The sequence below is a fragment of the Achromobacter aloeverae genome (genome assembly GCF_004121055.1).
Classification (GTDB): Bacteria; Pseudomonadota; Gammaproteobacteria; order Burkholderiales; family Burkholderiaceae_B; genus Bordetella_C; species Bordetella_C aloeverae.
This window is the reverse complement of the sequence record NZ_PYAL01000007.1, coordinates 346,989-362,314: the sequence shown is the minus strand read 5'-3', so window position 1 is coordinate 362,314 and position 15,326 is coordinate 346,989. Positions and strand designations below refer to the sequence as shown.

General features: G+C 67.2%; 15 protein-coding genes. 3 read left to right on the top strand and 12 right to left on the bottom strand.

What is annotated here, in order from left to right:
- Nucleotides 1–8 precede the first annotated feature (8 nt).
- The 4 genes from C7R54_RS23045 to C7R54_RS23030 form a co-directional block, all read right to left on the bottom strand.
- Nucleotides 9–815, bottom strand: a complete 807-nt coding sequence (locus C7R54_RS23045) for an amidohydrolase family protein (RefSeq protein ID WP_129152928.1) — start codon at nt 813–815, stop codon at nt 9–11.
- A gap of 22 nt (nt 816–837) precedes the next feature.
- Nucleotides 838–1,638: an SDR family NAD(P)-dependent oxidoreductase gene (locus C7R54_RS23040; protein WP_129152926.1), complete on the bottom strand. Its 801-nt coding sequence runs from the start codon at nt 1,636–1,638 to the stop codon at nt 838–840.
- A gap of 41 nt (nt 1,639–1,679) precedes the next feature.
- Nucleotides 1,680–2,237 (bottom strand): carboxymuconolactone decarboxylase family protein, encoded by a 558-nt coding sequence (locus C7R54_RS23035; protein WP_129152924.1) that lies wholly within the window; start codon nt 2,235–2,237, stop codon nt 1,680–1,682.
- Nucleotides 2,238–2,316: 79 nt separating this feature from the next.
- Complete coding sequence (locus C7R54_RS23030; protein ID WP_158021268.1) at nt 2,317–3,288, bottom strand: tripartite tricarboxylate transporter substrate binding protein; 972 nt, start codon at nt 3,286–3,288, stop codon at nt 2,317–2,319.
- Between the two features lie 205 nt (nt 3,289–3,493).
- On the opposite strand from C7R54_RS23030, the gene C7R54_RS23025 reads away from it, so the two are divergent.
- Nucleotides 3,494–4,396 carry a LysR substrate-binding domain-containing protein gene (locus tag C7R54_RS23025; RefSeq protein WP_192903724.1) on the top strand — a complete coding sequence of 301 codons (903 nt, stop codon included), beginning with the start codon at nt 3,494–3,496 and terminating at the stop codon, nt 4,394–4,396.
- Here C7R54_RS23025 and C7R54_RS23020 read toward each other — a convergent pair.
- The 4 genes from C7R54_RS23020 to C7R54_RS23005 form a co-directional block, all read right to left on the bottom strand.
- A complete protein-coding gene (locus C7R54_RS23020; protein ID WP_129152919.1) occupies nt 4,383–5,186 on the bottom strand; it encodes an SDR family NAD(P)-dependent oxidoreductase in 804 nt (267 codons plus the stop codon). The two genes, C7R54_RS23025 and C7R54_RS23020, sit on opposite strands and share 14 nt — an antisense overlap.
- A 69-nt stretch (nt 5,187–5,255) precedes the next feature.
- Nucleotides 5,256–6,239, bottom strand: coding sequence for a tripartite tricarboxylate transporter substrate binding protein (locus tag C7R54_RS23015; protein ID WP_240039672.1), 984 nt, complete (start codon nt 6,237–6,239; stop codon nt 5,256–5,258).
- Between the two features lie 132 nt (nt 6,240–6,371).
- The gene (locus C7R54_RS23010) at nt 6,372–7,379 is read right to left on the bottom strand and encodes a Bug family tripartite tricarboxylate transporter substrate binding protein (RefSeq protein ID WP_129152917.1); all 1,008 of its coding nucleotides are present in this window, start codon (nt 7,377–7,379) and stop codon (nt 6,372–6,374) included.
- A gap of 67 nt (nt 7,380–7,446) precedes the next feature.
- The gene (locus C7R54_RS23005) at nt 7,447–8,892 is read right to left on the bottom strand and encodes a CoA transferase (RefSeq protein ID WP_129152915.1); all 1,446 of its coding nucleotides are present in this window, start codon (nt 8,890–8,892) and stop codon (nt 7,447–7,449) included.
- Between the two features lie 105 nt (nt 8,893–8,997).
- Here C7R54_RS23005 and C7R54_RS23000 point away from each other — a divergent pair, with 105 nt between their 5' ends.
- A complete protein-coding gene (locus C7R54_RS23000; protein ID WP_129152913.1) occupies nt 8,998–9,939 on the top strand; it encodes a LysR family transcriptional regulator in 942 nt (313 codons plus the stop codon).
- 24 nt (nt 9,940–9,963) lie between these two features.
- On the opposite strand, the gene C7R54_RS22995 is transcribed toward C7R54_RS23000, so the two are convergent.
- Together C7R54_RS22995 and copM are read right to left on the bottom strand one after the other, a co-directional pair.
- Nucleotides 9,964–10,302 (bottom strand): hypothetical protein, encoded by a 339-nt coding sequence (locus C7R54_RS22995; RefSeq protein ID WP_129152911.1) that lies wholly within the window; start codon nt 10,300–10,302, stop codon nt 9,964–9,966.
- A 105-nt stretch (nt 10,303–10,407) separates the two neighbouring features.
- Entirely contained in the window at nt 10,408–10,806 is a 399-nt protein-coding gene (copM, locus tag C7R54_RS22990) for a CopM family metallochaperone (protein ID WP_204524378.1), read from the bottom strand.
- Nucleotides 10,807–11,093: 287 nt separating this feature from the next.
- Between copM and C7R54_RS22985 the strand changes: the two genes are divergently transcribed.
- Nucleotides 11,094–13,217 (top strand): alkaline phosphatase D family protein, encoded by a 2,124-nt coding sequence (locus tag C7R54_RS22985; RefSeq protein WP_129152909.1) that lies wholly within the window; start codon nt 11,094–11,096, stop codon nt 13,215–13,217.
- Between the two features lie 78 nt (nt 13,218–13,295).
- Here the strand turns inward: C7R54_RS22985 and C7R54_RS22980 are convergent, their stop codons facing one another.
- A complete protein-coding gene (locus tag C7R54_RS22980) occupies nt 13,296–13,640 on the bottom strand; it encodes a DUF2322 family protein (RefSeq protein WP_129152907.1) in 345 nt (114 codons plus the stop codon).
- A gap of 82 nt (nt 13,641–13,722) precedes the next feature.
- Nucleotides 13,723–15,318, bottom strand: a complete 1,596-nt coding sequence (locus C7R54_RS22975; protein WP_129152905.1) for an ABC transporter substrate-binding protein — start codon at nt 15,316–15,318, stop codon at nt 13,723–13,725.
- Nucleotides 15,319–15,326 lie beyond the last annotated feature (8 nt).

The window sequence follows — 15,326 nt, the reverse complement described above, 5'->3', positions numbered from 1 at the left end:
GGATGGAATCAGCCGTAGAGGCGGGCGGGGTTGGTGCCCAGGATGGCCGTCAACGCCTGGGGCGTATCGGCGCAAGCCTGGCGCAGCAGGTCGTACAAGGCTTCGACGCGCGGGCGGGCATAGGCGATATTGACGTGTGGCCAGTCCGTTCCCCACAGGATGCGGTCCGGCGCACGCGCGATCAGCCGCCGCATGAGCGGCAGCGCCGCCTGGTAGCCGTCGCGCCCCCCGGTGACGCGGTCGGCGCCCGATATCTTCATCCAGACCCCCGGGTCGTCGAGCAGGCGCAGCAGCGGCGCGGGGTCATGGGCTGCGTGGACCGGTATCCGGCCCATGTGGTCGATGATCAATGGCACGCCCAGCGGGGCCAGCGCCGGCACGGCGGCGAGCACGTCGGCCAGGTCGGCATGGACCAGGGCGTGCCAGCCGTAGGGCCTTATGCGTTGCAGCAGCGCGCGCATCCGGTCCAGGTCCAGCGCGCCGGCCAAGTGTTTCATCATGCCTAGCCGGATGCCACGCACGCCCAGCCGATGCATGCTGTCCAGCGTTTCCTCGGAGGTGTCGAGATCGATGAGCGCGATGCCGCGATAGGCGCCGGCGCTGGCTTGCAGCGCCGCCAGCAGGGCGCCGTGGTCGTCCCGGTAAGGCGTGGCCTGGACGATGACTCCCCGCGTGATGCCGCAACGGGCGTGCAGCGCGCGCAGTTCGGCGTAGGGCGCGGCGTCCGGCTGGTACGTCGGACTTTCCGGCAAGGGGAAGTCCGCCCAGGGGCCGAAGATATGCGTGTGGCAATCCCAGATATCGTGTTCCGGCATGTTGGCTATCCTTGGCCGCCGCTCAATCGCACCGCACGCTCATGCCGCCATCGACGATGATTTCGGTGCCGGTGATGAAGCGGGCCTCGTCCGATGCCAGGAACAGCGTGGCATTGGCCGTGTCGGTGCCGTCGCCCATGAAGCCCAGCGGAATGCGCGCCTGGCGTTGCTTGAGCAGCGCCTCCACGTCGCCGCCCGCGCGCTGTTTCGCCAGCCGGGCTTCCACCATGGGGGTGTGCATCTGGCCGGGGACCACGGTGTTCACGCGTATCCTGTGCTTGGCGTATTCCACCGCGACCACCCGGGAGAACTGGATGATTCCCGCCTTGGACGACGCGTAGCCCACCTGCGCCGCGCCGGTCCAGCGGATGCCGGAGGTCGATGCCGTGTTCACGATCGCGCCGCCGCCCTGTTGCTGCATGACGGGTATCACGTGCTTGCAGGCGAGGAATACGCTCTTCAGGTTGAAGTCCATCTGCGCGTCCCAGTCGTCCTCGGAGAGGTCGACGGGGCCGCCCCGGCGCGAGCCGCCGACGTTGTTGACGAGAATGTCAATGCGGCCGTAGTTGTCCAGGCAGGCCGCGACCATTGCCTGGACGTCGGCGTTGCGGGTGGCATCCGCGGTCCAAGCGCGGATTTCACCGGGCGCGCCTTGGGCCAGCGCCAGCGTCTCCGCCATGGCATCCGCGCTGATATCGACGGCCAGGACCTTGGCGCCTTCCTGCGCGAAGCGGACCGCCACCGCCCGGCCATTGCCCCAGCCGGGGCCGACGCAGCCGGCGCCGGTCACGATGGCCACTTTTCCTTCCAGTCTTCCTTTCATGTCGTCATGGCTCCTTGAGAGTGAGGGGACGCGCCCGGCGTTCAGGCGCCGGCGCGCATCTCTTGCGGTTCGCCCGCGGGCGGTTCGATGCGGAATACGTTCAGGGTCATCGAGATCAGGGTGTAGTACCCGGCCAGCGTGACCAGGTCGAGCACGCCGTCGCGGCTCAGCATGGCCTCGGCGCGCCGATAGACCGGGTCGGGCACTTCGCGCGTTTCGTGCAGCACGGTGAGGAATTCGTGCACCAGCGCTTCGTCGTCGCGGGTGAAGGGAATCGGGCGCCGGTCGCGTATGGCGTCCGCGACCGCGACGTCCACCCCCGCCTGCAGCGCGATCTTCTTGTGCGCCCACCACTCGAACTCCGCGCCCCACCAGCGCGCGATGACCAGGATGGCCAGCTCGGAGAGGCGCGGCGGCAGCGCGCTGTCGTAGCGGCAGAACTGGCCCAGCGCCTGCGCGGGCTCGGCCATCGCCGGCCGGTGCAGCCATACGGCCAGCGGTCCGCGTACGCGGCCGCGCGGGCCGGCGGCGATGAGGTCGTGCACGCGTTTCTGCGCGGGCGACATTTCCTCGACCAGGGGAGGGAGGACTCTTGCCATGGATGGACTCCTGTTCGGTTTCCGGGAAAGGCCGGAATCATTGGCGGACGGTGCTTCCGGATGTCATTCCCGGCATCGTTCATTCGGGCTTGATGCCAAGGTCCTTCACGATGCCGGCCCACTGCGTGATCCCCGTGGCGATCGTCGTCGTGAAGGCCGCCGCGCTGCCGCCGGCCGGCTCGGCGCCGTCGGCCTGGAGCTTGGCGTGGGCCTCCGGCGTCACCAGCGCGCGATTCACCGCGGCATTGATTTTTTCGACGATGTCGACGGGCAGGTTCTTCGGGCCGATCAAGCCGTACCACAGGGTGGCGTCATAGCCCGGCAGGCCGCTTTCGGCAATGGTCGGCACCTCGGGAAGGGCCGCGATGCGATTTGCCGTGGTGACCGCCAGCGCCTTCATTTTTCCGGCCGCCACATGAGGCAGGGCGCTGGCCGTGGCCGCGAAGTAGAGCTGGACCTGGCCGGCCATCAGGTCGGTCTGCGCATTGCCGCCGCCCTTGTAGGGGATGTGCGTCATGCGGATGCCGGCCTGGCGGGCAAACAGTTCGGTGGCCAGGTGGATGACGCTGCCTTCGCCCGACGAGGCATAGTTGATGGCGCCGGGATGCGCCTTGGCATAGGCGATCAATTCGGGCAGGGAGTTGGGCGGGAACGCCGGATTCGCCACCACCAGCAGCGGGCCGCGCGATACCTGCACGATGGGCGTGATGTCGGCCACGGGATCGAAGGTCATCCGGTACAGGCTGGGGTTGACCGTGTAGCTCGATGAAATCAGCGTCAGGGTATAGCCGTCCGGCTTGGTGTTGCGCCCGGCTTCCACGCCTATCATCCCGCCGGCGCCCGGGCGATTCTCCACGATGACGGGCTGCCCCATGTCCTCGCTGAGGGCCTTCGCCAGGTAGCGCGCCAGCAGGTCCGCGCCGCCCCCGGGCACGAAGGTCACGATCAGCCGGATGGGCCGTTCGGGATAGCCCGCGGCGGCGGTGCCGCTTGCCAGGATGGCCAGGGGAGCGGCGATGGCGATCAGCCAACGCAGGATGCGCTTGGTCAAGAAAGTCTCCTCGGTGTTTGCCTTGTTGTCTTGTGGGGAGATTCTGCTTAAGCTGGCAGATATCCGTCCAATTGCATTTTTGGATGTAAGTAATTCCCTATTGGAATTACTGCCGCGGCGCGTGTTCTGCGGTGAGTATCCCGCGCTGAATATCCTGCATGCATAACTCCAGGCCCTCGATTCCATGCACCTCGACCCCCATTCCATGGATCCAAAATTCCTGCGCATGTTTCTCGCCTTGGCCGAAGAGTTGCACTATGGCCGGGCCGCGGAGCGCCTTTTCATCTCGCAGCCGCCGTTGACCAAGGCGATCCAGCAGATGGAGGAGCGCCTGGGCGTCACGCTCTTCGACCGCAACAAGCGCAGCGTGCGCCTGACCGTCGCGGGCAATGTGCTGGTCGAGGAGGCGCGCCGGCTGTTGACGCAGACCGAGTTGTCCATACGCGCCGTGCAGCGCGCCGAGCGCGGCAATGCCGGCCGGATACGCATAGGCTTCGTCGCCGCCGTGCTCTTCATGGACATCCGCGAGGTGATACTCGGGCTGGAACGCAAGATGCCGGGCCTGGAGACCCAGTGGGAGGAAATGAGTTCATCGGAGCAGATCCGGGCGCTGCAACAGGACCGTATCGACATCGGCTTCGCGCAGATATCGCGGGGAATGAGCGAGATGATGTCCATACCCGTGGGGCGGGTGGACCTGGTGGTCGCGCTGGAGACGGGGCATCCGCTGGCGCGCCGCCGCAAGGTGCGCCTGGCGGACCTGGCCGAGGACGCGTTCATCGCCATCCCGCGGCACAGCGGTCCCAGCTTCCACGACCTGACCATCGCGGCGTGCATGGGCGCGGGCTTCAGCCCCCGCATCGTCCACTACGCCAAGCACCTGGTGTCGGTGGTGAGCCTGGTCGCGATGGGACGCGGCGTATCGCTGGTGCCGCGATCGTTCGCGCGCGCCGGCCTGCCGGGCGCGATATTCAAGCCGATCGAGGGCGTCGCCGTCGAGGCGGAGTATTCGGCGGTGTGGAATCCGGCGAATACGCTGCCCCTGTTGCCGCGGGTCCTTTCCTTGCTGGAAACGGGTCGCCCGCCGGCGCCGGTCAGCCGCGCTTGACCAGCAGGCCGCCGTCGACCGGCAGCAGCACGCCGGTGATGTACCTGGCCTCGTCGGACGCCAGGAACAGCGCGGCGTTGGCCACGTCCAGGGCGGTTCCCATGCGGCCCATGGGAACCAGGGCGTCCCGCTCCGCCCGCACCTGTTCGCGCGGGACGCCGCGCTCGCGGGCCCGCCGCTCGATGGCCATGGGCGTGTCGATCAGGCCGGGCAGCAGCGCATTGGCGCGGATGCCGTGCGCCGCGTTCTCCATGGCCAGGTGCTGGGTCAGCGTGTTCACGGCGCCCTTGCTGGTCTTGTAGGTCAGCGTGGGGCGCGCGGCCAGCGACGACGTGGACGATACATTGATGATGCAGCCTGATTCCTGGGCGATCATCACCGGCAGGACGTGCTTGCAGGTCATGAACATGCCCTTGAGGTTCATATCCATGATGGCGTCCCACATGTCGACGTCCAGGTCGGTGGTCCGCCGGTCTCCCGTGGACCGGCCCACGTTGTTGTGCAGGATGTCTATGCGGCCATAGCGCTCCACGCAGGCCCGCGCGATCGCGCGGCAGTCGTCCTCCTTCGTGATGTCGGCGCGCAGGACCGACGCGCGCGCCCCTAGCCCGGCGACGGCCTGCAGCGTATCGTCGGCCCATTCCGGGTTGATGTCGACGATGAGCAGCGTGGCGCCTTCGGCGGCGAAGCGTTCCGCCACCGCGCGGCCGTTGCCTATGGTTCCGCCGGGCTGCTGGCCGCCGCCGACGATGATGCCGACCTTGCCGGCCAGCCTGCCTTTTTCATTCATGGCACTTCCTTTCCAACGAGAATTTCATGGGCGCGCGCCGCCGTCCGTGGGGTGCGCGCGGTGGGGCGGTCAGCCCATGGCGACGTGGCCATCCTGGATGACCTTGCGCCAGCGCGCGATCTCCTCGTGCACGTACCGGGCCAGATCGGCGGGCGTATTGGGGCTGTTGGTGATGCCCTCGCTGCCCATGCGCTGCTTGAACAGGTCCGATTGCGTGGCGCCGATGGCGGCGCGGTTCAGCGCGTCGATGACGGCGGGCGGCGTCTTCGCCGCGGCGAACAGGGCGTACCAGACGTCGGCCGCGTAGCCCGGATACGTTTCCGCGATCGTCGGAACGCCGGGCCAGTAAGGCGAACGTTCGGTGCTGGTGATCGCCACGGCGCGCAGCTTGCCGGCCTTGACCAGGGGAGTGACGGCACCGGCGGTGCCGAAGAACATATCGATCTGGCCGCCGATGAGGTCGGTCATCGCCGGACTGGCGCCCTTGTAGGGAACGTGCGTCAGCGATATCCGCGCCGTCTCCTTGAACAGCTCCGCGGCCAGGTGCACCGCCGTGCCGTTGCCCGAGGACCCGAAGGTCAGCTTGCCCGGGTGCGTCCTGGCGTAGGCGGCGATATCCTCGATGGTCTTGAACGGGCTGTCGGGCCGCACGACCACGACGTTCGGCGCCCGCCCCACGATGGCGATGGGTGCGAAGGCCTGCTCGGTTTCGTAGGGCAGCCTGGGCGCCAGCGTGTCGTTGATCGCGTGCGCGGATGTGTTCAGCAGGAGGGTATAGCCGCTGGGATCGCTACGCGCGACATAATCGCTGCCGACGACCGTGCCCGCGCCGGGCCGGTTCTCGACGATCACGCTGGTTTTCAGTTCCGCGCCCATGCGTTCTGCAAGCACCCTGGCCAGGGTGTCCGTGCCGCCGCCCGGGGGGAAGGGCACGACGAGATGGATGGGCTTGTCGGGAAAGACCGGCGCCGTGTGTCCGGCGAGAGGAAGCCAGGATAGGGCCGCGGCCAGGCCGAGGCCGGCCATCAGGCGCATCGTGAAGGGCTTGCGCATGCTTGTCTCCGGTGTGTGTGTTCTTCTGTGCGCTTAATGTCGCTTGTTCTTCCCGCCCGGTCCAATTTGCATTTGGCATCGCAGTAATTCGATGCGGGAATCAGTGCCCGGCGCGCCGCGTCCGGACGCCTTCTACTCGGACTTCAGTCCCAGCCGCTTGATGGTGCCGGACCAGCGCGTGTATTCCTGGCCGATGTAGGCGCTGCACTGCTTCTGGTCCATGTTCATCGGCTCGGCGCCTTGGAAGTCCAGGCTCTCCTTGACCTTGGCGTCCTTCATGGCGGCCTGCATCGCGTCGTTCAGTTTCGCCAGCACCGCGGGCGGGGTGCCCCTGGGCGCGGCCAGTATCTGCCAGGTGCCGGCATCGAAGCCGCGCAGTCCCGCCACGCTTTCGCTGAGCGACGGCACGTCGGGCAGGGCCTGCGACCGGTGGCCGGACGTGACGGCCAGCGGCTTGACCTTGCCGGCCTTGATGAAGGGCAGCGCGCTGTTGAAGGAACCCGAGTACATGAAGTTGACGTTGCCGCCGGCGAGATCCGACAGCGCGGGACCGTTGCCTTTGTACGGCACATGCTGGAACTTCAGGTCCAGCCTGCCCGCGATGTCCATGGACACCAGGTGGTCTATCGATCCGTTGCCCGAGGAGCCCTGGAAATACTTCGCGGGATTCGCCTTGACGGCCTTGTAGAAGTCCTCGGCGTTGGCGGCCGCCTCCGTCCTGGACACCAGCAGGATCAGGGGCACGGATACCGAGCAGCCGGCGACGGCGAAGGCCTTGGTGGGGTCGAGGTCGTCCCGGTTGAACAGCGCGGGCGCGGTGGTCACCGACGACGTGCCGTACATCAGGGTGTAGCCGTCCGGCTTGGCCCGTATCAGTTCCTGCGTGCCGATATTGCCGCCCGCGCCGGGACGGTTCTCGATGATGATGGGTACGTCCAGGATTTCGGAGACGCGCTTGAACAGCACGCGGCCGATGGCATCGGTAGGCCCGCCCGGCGCGAAACCGATCAGCAGGGTGATCGGCTTGTTGGGATAGGCATCGGCGGCTTGCGCCCCGGGCATCGCGGCGGCAAAAGCGGCCAGCGCCAACGCCAGTGCGGCGGCTTGCTTGCGGGAAATGCGGGGCAGCGTCGTTCTCATGGGTGTCTCCTTGTTATGGGTAAGGTGATGCGCGCGTGGGCGTTAATGCGTTAATGCGTCATGGCGGTCATGGCGTGAGGGCCGGGCGATGCAGCCACGCCGCTGGATGCGCGCCGTTGGGCGCGGGCGGCAGGGCCCAATGGGCGCGCGTGTGCGAGAACTGCGCCACGGGCGGCAGTTGTTGCAGCACGCCATAGGCCGAGGGACGGGTTTCCAGCAAGGGCAGGAGCCCTTCCGCGAAATGGCGGCGGTCCTCGCGCGGCGTGTGGCCGGGCTCCAGTCCCAGGCCCTGCACCCACATCGAGGTCCGGGTCAGCGACACCTTGACGTGGTAGCTGCCGCCTTCGACGGCACGGCGCAGCAATGCCAGCATGACGCCGGCGGCGCCCAGGTAGCCGGTCAGGTAGTCGTTCAGCAGGTAGGTCGGCACGACGCGTGGCTTGCCGCCGGCCACGCCCTCGCTGATGGCGATGCCGGTGACCGTCTGGCCCAGTTGCTCGAAGCCGCCGCGCTCGGCCCAGGGACCGCTGTCGCCGAAGGCGCTCACGCTGACGTAGATCACGCCCGGGCGCAAGGCGGCCGCGTCCTCGGCGCCCAGGCCGCGGCGGGCCAGGCTGCCGGGCCGCCATGACTGCACCACGACGTCCGCGCCGCTGACCAGCTCGCGCGCGCGCTGCTGGTCGGCGGCCTGCGTCAGGTCGAGAAAGGCGGACTGCTTGCCGATGTTCGTGTCTATCGTCTGGCGGAAGGGATCCTGGTTCATCGGCGGGGTGACGCGCAGCACTTCGGCGCCATGCTCGGCCAGCGAGCGCGCGACGACGGGACCGGCAATCACGTGGCCCAGGTCCAGCACGCGCAGCGCCGACAGCGGCCGGGCGCCCGGGCGGGCCGGCTCCGGATCGCTGTCGGCAATCCTGGTGATTTCGATGACCGGCCGTTGCGCCAGCAGCGCGCCCTGCGGATGCCGCAGCCATTCCTCCGTGCTGCGCGCGTAGACGCCGGGCAGGCGTTTTTCCTCGAAGGCGGCTTCCAGGTCGTCGCCTTTCCAGCGGCCGATGGCGCGGCTCAGCGCGGCAGGGGTATTGGCGCAGTCCAGCAGCTCCAGCACGCCGTCGCGCAAGTGGGGATAGGAGCCGATGGGAAAGAACCAGCGTTGGTCGGCCGTCCGGTAGAAGTCGGCCTTCAGTTCGGTCAGGAGGGACAAGGCCGGCAGGCCGTAGCCGTTCTGGGTCTGGAAGTGCCCGGGATTGAGCGAGGACGCCGCCTGCATCCAGTCGATGGCGACCGTCTGGCGCTGGCCCGTGGCCAGATGCCACCATTTCTCCACCGCCAGCGCATACGCCCCTATCGCCGCGCCTGCCGACAGCGTCAGCGCGTGCGGCGTATCGAACGCCGGCGCCGTGCCGTGAAAACGCAGCCTGGCGGCCGGCGCCTCCTCCCATGGCTGCTGCGCGCCGAGCAGATCCGTGATGGCCTCGCAGGCGCGGTGGGACAGGGTAGGGGACGCTTGCATGACAGGAACTCCATCTTCATCGAATGCGGGAAGGGCAGTCTATAAAGCGGGAAAAAACGCGTCCAACATATAATTTGTGGGTCTGTGAGATAAGGCGTGTCTTAAATGATCAATAGCCGCGTGCTCCGGCAATTCATCGCGGTGGCCGAGGAACTCCACTACGGCCGCGCCGCGGCGCGCGCCGGCATCGCGCAGTCGCCGCTCAGCCAGGCCATCCAGAAACTGGAGGCCCATGTGGGTACGGCGCTGTTCGTGCGCAACAAGCGGTCGGTCGCGCTGACGCCGGCCGGCACGGTGTTCCTTGAAGAGGCGTACCAGTGGCTGTGCTATGAAGAGGTGGCGATACAGCGCACCGTGGGCGCGAGCAGCGGCAAGACAGGGCAGTTGACCATAGGCTTCATCGGCAGCGTGGGCTATGGCTTCATGCCGGAACTGATCAACCGGTTTCGGCTGGAATATCCGCAGGTGCGGCTGCGCGTCGTCGAGATGACGACCAAGGACCAGCTGGAGCAGCTACAGGGGCGCGCGCTGGATGTCGGCATGCTGCGCACGCCGCTGCCGGTCGCCGCGCCGCAGATCCAGACGCGCTTTCACAAGCGCGACGTGCTGGTGGTCGCGCTGCCGCGTAGCCATCCGCTGGCGGGACGCAAGCGCATCGACCTGCGGCAGCTGGCGGGAGAGTCGTTCGTCTCGTTTTCCAGGGAGAAGGTGCCCGCGGCGCACGCGCAGCTGATCTCGGTGTGCGGGGCGGCGGGTTTCCATCCCAACATCGAGCAGGAGTGCTCGCAGGTGGCCAGCGTCATTTGCCTGATCGCCGCGGGCCTGTCGGTCGCGCTGGTGTCGGGCAACCTGACCTCGCTCATCCACCCCAAGGTCTGCTATGTGCCCATCTCGAACCGCACGCCCTATCTGGACCAGGAGGTCTCCATCGCCTGGCGTCGCAATGACGCGAATCCGGCGCTGCACTCCCTGCTGGAGGTCGCGCGCAGCCTGGCGGCGGGATCGAGGACGCCGGCCGCGGGCGCGGCGGACGCTGGCGCCGCTTGATGCGCGGGACGGCGCCGGCGGCGATTATTCGTACTGGTTGCGGTAGGTGGCGGGCGGCCGCGTCCTGGAAATTTCGAACAGTTCGGCTTCGGACGAGCCCGGGTTCGGGGCCGGATTGCCGCCGGGGTTGCTGCCCGGGTTGCTGCCTGAGACGTCGTTCCAGCCGTGGATCACGGTGATGGTGCCCTCGGCCTCGGTCTCCAGTTCATATTGCCAGTAGGCGGTCTTCCACTTGCTGGCCACTTCCTTCATGTCCAGGGCGACGGCGACGTCGACCACGGGGGTATCCTTCTTTTCCCGGCAGGCCTGGTCGATGGCGGCGACGAGCTGGTCGTAGGCCGAAAGGGGGGCGGGCGTTGGCATGCGTGGTCCTTTGCGGGTGCGTTGCTGGGTGTCGGTAGCGCGGGTCACTGGCCCGGGTCACTGGCCCGGGTTATTGGCCCGGGTCATTGGCCTGGAACGGCGGGCTCAATGCCCCCGCGCGGCCAGCCATTTCCGCATGGACGCGATCTCGGCTTCCTGGGCGGCAATGACGCTTTCCGCGAGTTTACGCACTTCCGGATCCTTGCCGTGCGCCAGTTCCACGCGCGCCATGTCGATGGCGCCCTGGTGGTGGGGGATCATGGCCCGCATGAAGTCGACATCGGCATCGCCGGTATAGTCGATGGCCATGGCGCCATGCATCTTCGCGTTAGCCTGCTGGTAGGCCTGGACCGCCGCATTCGACGACGGCTTGCCCGCCGCGTGGCCGTGCGTCGCCATGGTTCCCATCGCGGGGTCTGTCGGCTTGGATTGGGCCTGGGCCAGGCCCGAGGCGAGGGCGAGCGAGAGGGTGCACATCGCGAGCAGCAAGGGGCGTTGTTTCATACTGGGTATCCTCGTACGTGGACAGCGGACCCGCCAGTCTGTACCTTGCCATGCTGGCAAGGTCAAGTTTTTTCCCTTATCGAGCGCCCCCTGTTTCCCTGAAGCCCGACTGGCCGGAGCTGGCCGTATCCCGACGATCGCCCGACACGCTATCGTCTCGGACCCGGTTGTAACTCCTGTGACACCTCCCTGTGTGTAAATGCGCCTTTTCCGGCATTCGGCCTTGCGTACGGATGCCCGGCCTACACACCAGCTTCGCAAATGCGAAGCGCGAAAAAAGGATAGTCATGGATCGTCGCCGGTTCCTCAAGTGGAGTGGATTCATCAGCGTCTCGGCCGTCAGCCCCGTCTTGCTGACCGCTTGTGGCGGCGATCACGAAGACGACGACACGGATGCCGGCGCCGGCGCCGATCCAGGAACGGGCGCCAACGCCGGCACGGGTTTCACGCTGGGCGTGGCGTCGGGCGATCCCACGCCCGATAGCGTCATCCTGTGGACACGCGTCGATGGCGGTTCGGGCGGCACGGTGGCGGTGCGCGTGCAGGTGGCCACCGATGCCGGCTTCACGGCCCTGGTGGTGGACGCCCAGGTCAGCGCGGTATCGCAGTGGGACTACACGGTGCGTCACAAGGTGACGGGGCTCACGCCCAACACCAACTACTACTACCGCTTTCTCACGGGCGCGGTGACCAGCACGACCGGACGCACCTGGACGGCGCCGGCCGCCGACGCGGACGTGGCCAGCCTGAAATTCGCCTTCATCACCTGCCAGGACTGGAACGCCAACCACTGGGGGGCCTTCGATGCCCTGGTGAATGCCGAGGACCCGGACATCAAGTTCATCGTCCACGTCGGCGACTATATCTACGAACGCGCGGCCGCGACCCGCCTGGTGGCTTGCGAGGACGTGCATCCGCCGCTGGTCGACAAGCTGGCGGGGGGCACGAAGGTGGGCGATGACGTGTACGCCACCACCATCGACGACTATCGCGCCCTGTACAAGACCTATCGCTCCGACCCGCGCCTGCAGGCCCTGCATGCCCGCTACCCCTTCATCGCCATCTGGGACGATCACGAGTTCTCGGACGATTGCTGGGGCGACGACAGCACCTACAACGACAACGGCGACACCAGCACCGGCGTGCCGCAGCCGGCCCGCCGCCGCGGCGCCAACCAGGCCTGGTACGAATACATGCTGGCCGACGTGACGTTCACGGACGGCATGACCGGCGACCAGTACCTGGATATCCAGATCTACCGCTCCTTCACCTTCGGCAAGCTGGCGACGCTGGTGATGACCGACGAACGCCTCTACCGCGCGGACCATCTGATTCCGGAGAGCAATACGGGCGGCAGCGAGATCGGCAGCCGCTACCTGGTGCCGCAGCCTTTGCTGCAGGCCGTCGAGGCGCGGAAACTGGCGGGCGGCGGCGTCAACGCGTCGGTATCGATGCTGGGCGATGTCCAGCGCCAGTGGTGGAAGGACCAGATGAGCGCCGCCAATGGCAAGACCACGTGGAAGCTGTGGGGCAATGAAGTGTCCTTGATGCGCATGCAGGTGGATCTCGTCAACGCCCTGCGGCTGGGACCGCAACTGGCCGCCGGCGTGGTTGCCGCCGTGCCGGCCCTGGCGCCCGCCCAGGCCCAGCTGGCCACGGCCATCGCCGCCGACCTGAAAAGCTTCGGCACGCAATATCTGCTCGCCAAGGCGCAGGGCGGCACCCTGGCCATCGCGGCAGGCGACCTGGCGCGGACGCAGGCCCTGGTGACGATGCTGGCGGACGCGCCGTCGGCCGCCGCCGTCGCGGCCAGCCTGGTGTCCACGCTCAATGGCGGCTATTCGTCCTTCTTCCAGTATTTGGCCAATTACCTGTTCGACTGCGACCAGTGGGACGGCTACGACGCGGAGCGCAAGGCGTTGATGGCTCACCTGAAGAGCAACGGCATCCAGAACGTGGTGGCCTTGACGGGCGACCTGCATGCCATCTTCGCCGGCCAGGTCATGGACGACTACGATGCGGCGACGCCCACGCCGGTGATGGTCGACCTGATGACGCCCGGCATATCCAGCACGTCGCTGCTGGGCTTCTATACGGCGGCGATCAAGAACGCCAACCACGCCTTCGATGCCATGGCCAGCCTGGTGGTGACCGACGTGGCCAACTACACCGGCGACGCGCTATCGGCCACGATGAAGGGATCGGGCTCGTGGATCAAGTACGCCGATACGGACGCGCAGGGCTATGCCGTCGTCACGCTGACGCCCGCCAGCCTCACCTGCCAGATCAAGAAGGTCCACAAGCTGCTGTCCGATGGCGCCACGGCGCCCACGGGCGCCAACGTCGTGGCCCAGGTCGTGACCGCGACCGTCGCGGCGGGCACGCCGGACGTTACCGTCAGCGTCGCGTAGGAAGATCCTGCGCCCCGGAAGGCGGGCATGTGTCCCACGGCGTGACGTTGCGGGATGGGTGCGCCCTGTGCATTCTGCTCAGCGTCCCGCGGCGATGACCTCGATGCGCAAGGCTGCGCCGCCCGCGGCGATTGCCAGCAGGCGGTCGACGTTGGGATGCGCGCCCGGACGGTTGCGCGCATCGGCGGTATGCTCGCCGAAGACGGCCAGGCCGTGCTCCGCCGCCTTGGCGTCGAGCTTGCCGAAGGCCTGCGCCAGGTATTGGTAGATCGCCAGCGAGCCCTGCTTGCCGGGCTGGTTCTCGATGCTGGCGACGACGGCGCCCTTGCCGTCGATGAGATCGATGCGCTGGACGCCGTCGATGGACGGCAGCTTCTGCAAGTTGTCCTTGAACGCGGCGCCGGGCTGGATGACTGGGAGCATTGCGGATTTCCTGGTTTGCTTGAAAATCGACATGTTATCCGAGGCGTGGCGCGAGGGCCGGCCCAGCCTCACGCCTCACGCCTCACGCCGACATGTCGATCGCCGATGTCCGCTCGTCCGCCCTGGGATGATGCCGCAGTCCCTTGCGCACGGCCCATACCGGATTGACCTGGTAGAGCGGCAGGATGGCAAGGTCGTCGACGGCCACCTTGACGGCATCCTTGAATTGCTGCTCGCGCGACTGGTCATCCATGGTTGCCAGCGCCTTGGCCGTCATCGCGTCGAGCTTGGGGTTGCTGTAGCGGCCTTCGTTCGCCACGCCCCATCCGGTTTCGGCGTTGTAGGTGCCGACCACGTTCATGAGGCCCGTCGATGCGTCGCCCGCGGAATTGCCCCAGCCGATCAGGTGGATGGCGAATTCCTGCTTGCGCGCGCGCGGCGCAAAAACGGCGTAGGGCATGACGGCGACATCCACCGCCAGGCCCGCGCGGGTCCACATCTGCCCGATGGCCTGGGCGACGCGCGCGTCGTTGGGATAGCGGTCGTTCGGGCTGTGCAGGGTGATCCGGAAGCCCTGCGGATAGCCGGCCTCGGCCAGCAGCCGCCTGGCCTCCTGCGGATTGGCTTGCGGGACGGGAATCTCCGGGTTGTAGGAGTAGGCGCCCGCCGGTATCCACTGGCCGTTCGCCGCCGCCCCCCCGTTCATCAGGCGATCCACCAACAGCTTCCGGTCGATGGACAGGGAGAGCGCTTGCCGGACGCGCAGGTCGCGCAAGGGATTGTGCGGCAGCGGCGATCCGTCCATGGCCTTGATGAAGGACATGTCCGTGTCGCGCGAGACGTTGGGAAACAGGAAGATCGAGCGCATGCCGTCGATCTGGTCGACACTGACCTTGGACGCCGTCTTCAGGTGGGCGATGTCGGAGGTCGGGATCTGGTCGGCCATGTCGATGTCGCCGGCCAGCAGGGCCGCGATGCGCGTGCTGTCGTTGGCCAGCGTGCGCAGGCGCACGCGCGCCCACGGCGCCTTCCGGTCCCAGTAGTCGTCGTTGCGGACGAAACCCGCTTCCTCGTTCTGCTTGAAATACTCGTAGCGGTAGGGGCCGGTACCGATGGCGGCGCGGCCGGTGTTGTAGTCCTCGGGCTTGGCGCCTTCGCCCACATGCCTGGAAACGATGTAGATCGTGCCCACGCCGCGCGGCAGGTTCGCGTAGGGTGTCGATGTATGCAGGCGCACCGTCAGCGGGTCGATGATCTCGATCTTCGAGATCGCGTTGATATAGCTTGCGAAGCCGCCCGGGGTGCCGGGGATGTTGGGCACGCGCTTGAGCGTGAACTCGACGTCCTCCGCCGAGAACGGCTTGCCGTCATGCCAGCGCACGTTGGGCCGCAGCTTGAATTCCCACACCGTGTCGGAAATCAGTTTCCACGATTCCGCGAGACCGCCGTTGGTGGGCTTGGAGTGCTCGTCCCGCTCGACCAGCTTCTCGAAAACGTGCGAGGCGTAGTCGATATTGGGCTGGGTATTGGCATAGTGCGGGTCCGCGGACGTCGCCGCCGAGCGGGTGCCGATGATCAGCGTGTCCTGGCGCGTCTGGGCATGCAGCGTCCGGGGGCTCGCCAGTACGGCCAGCGTGCCGGCGGTACCCAGCAGAAAATCACGTCGTTTCGAGTACATGGTCCTTT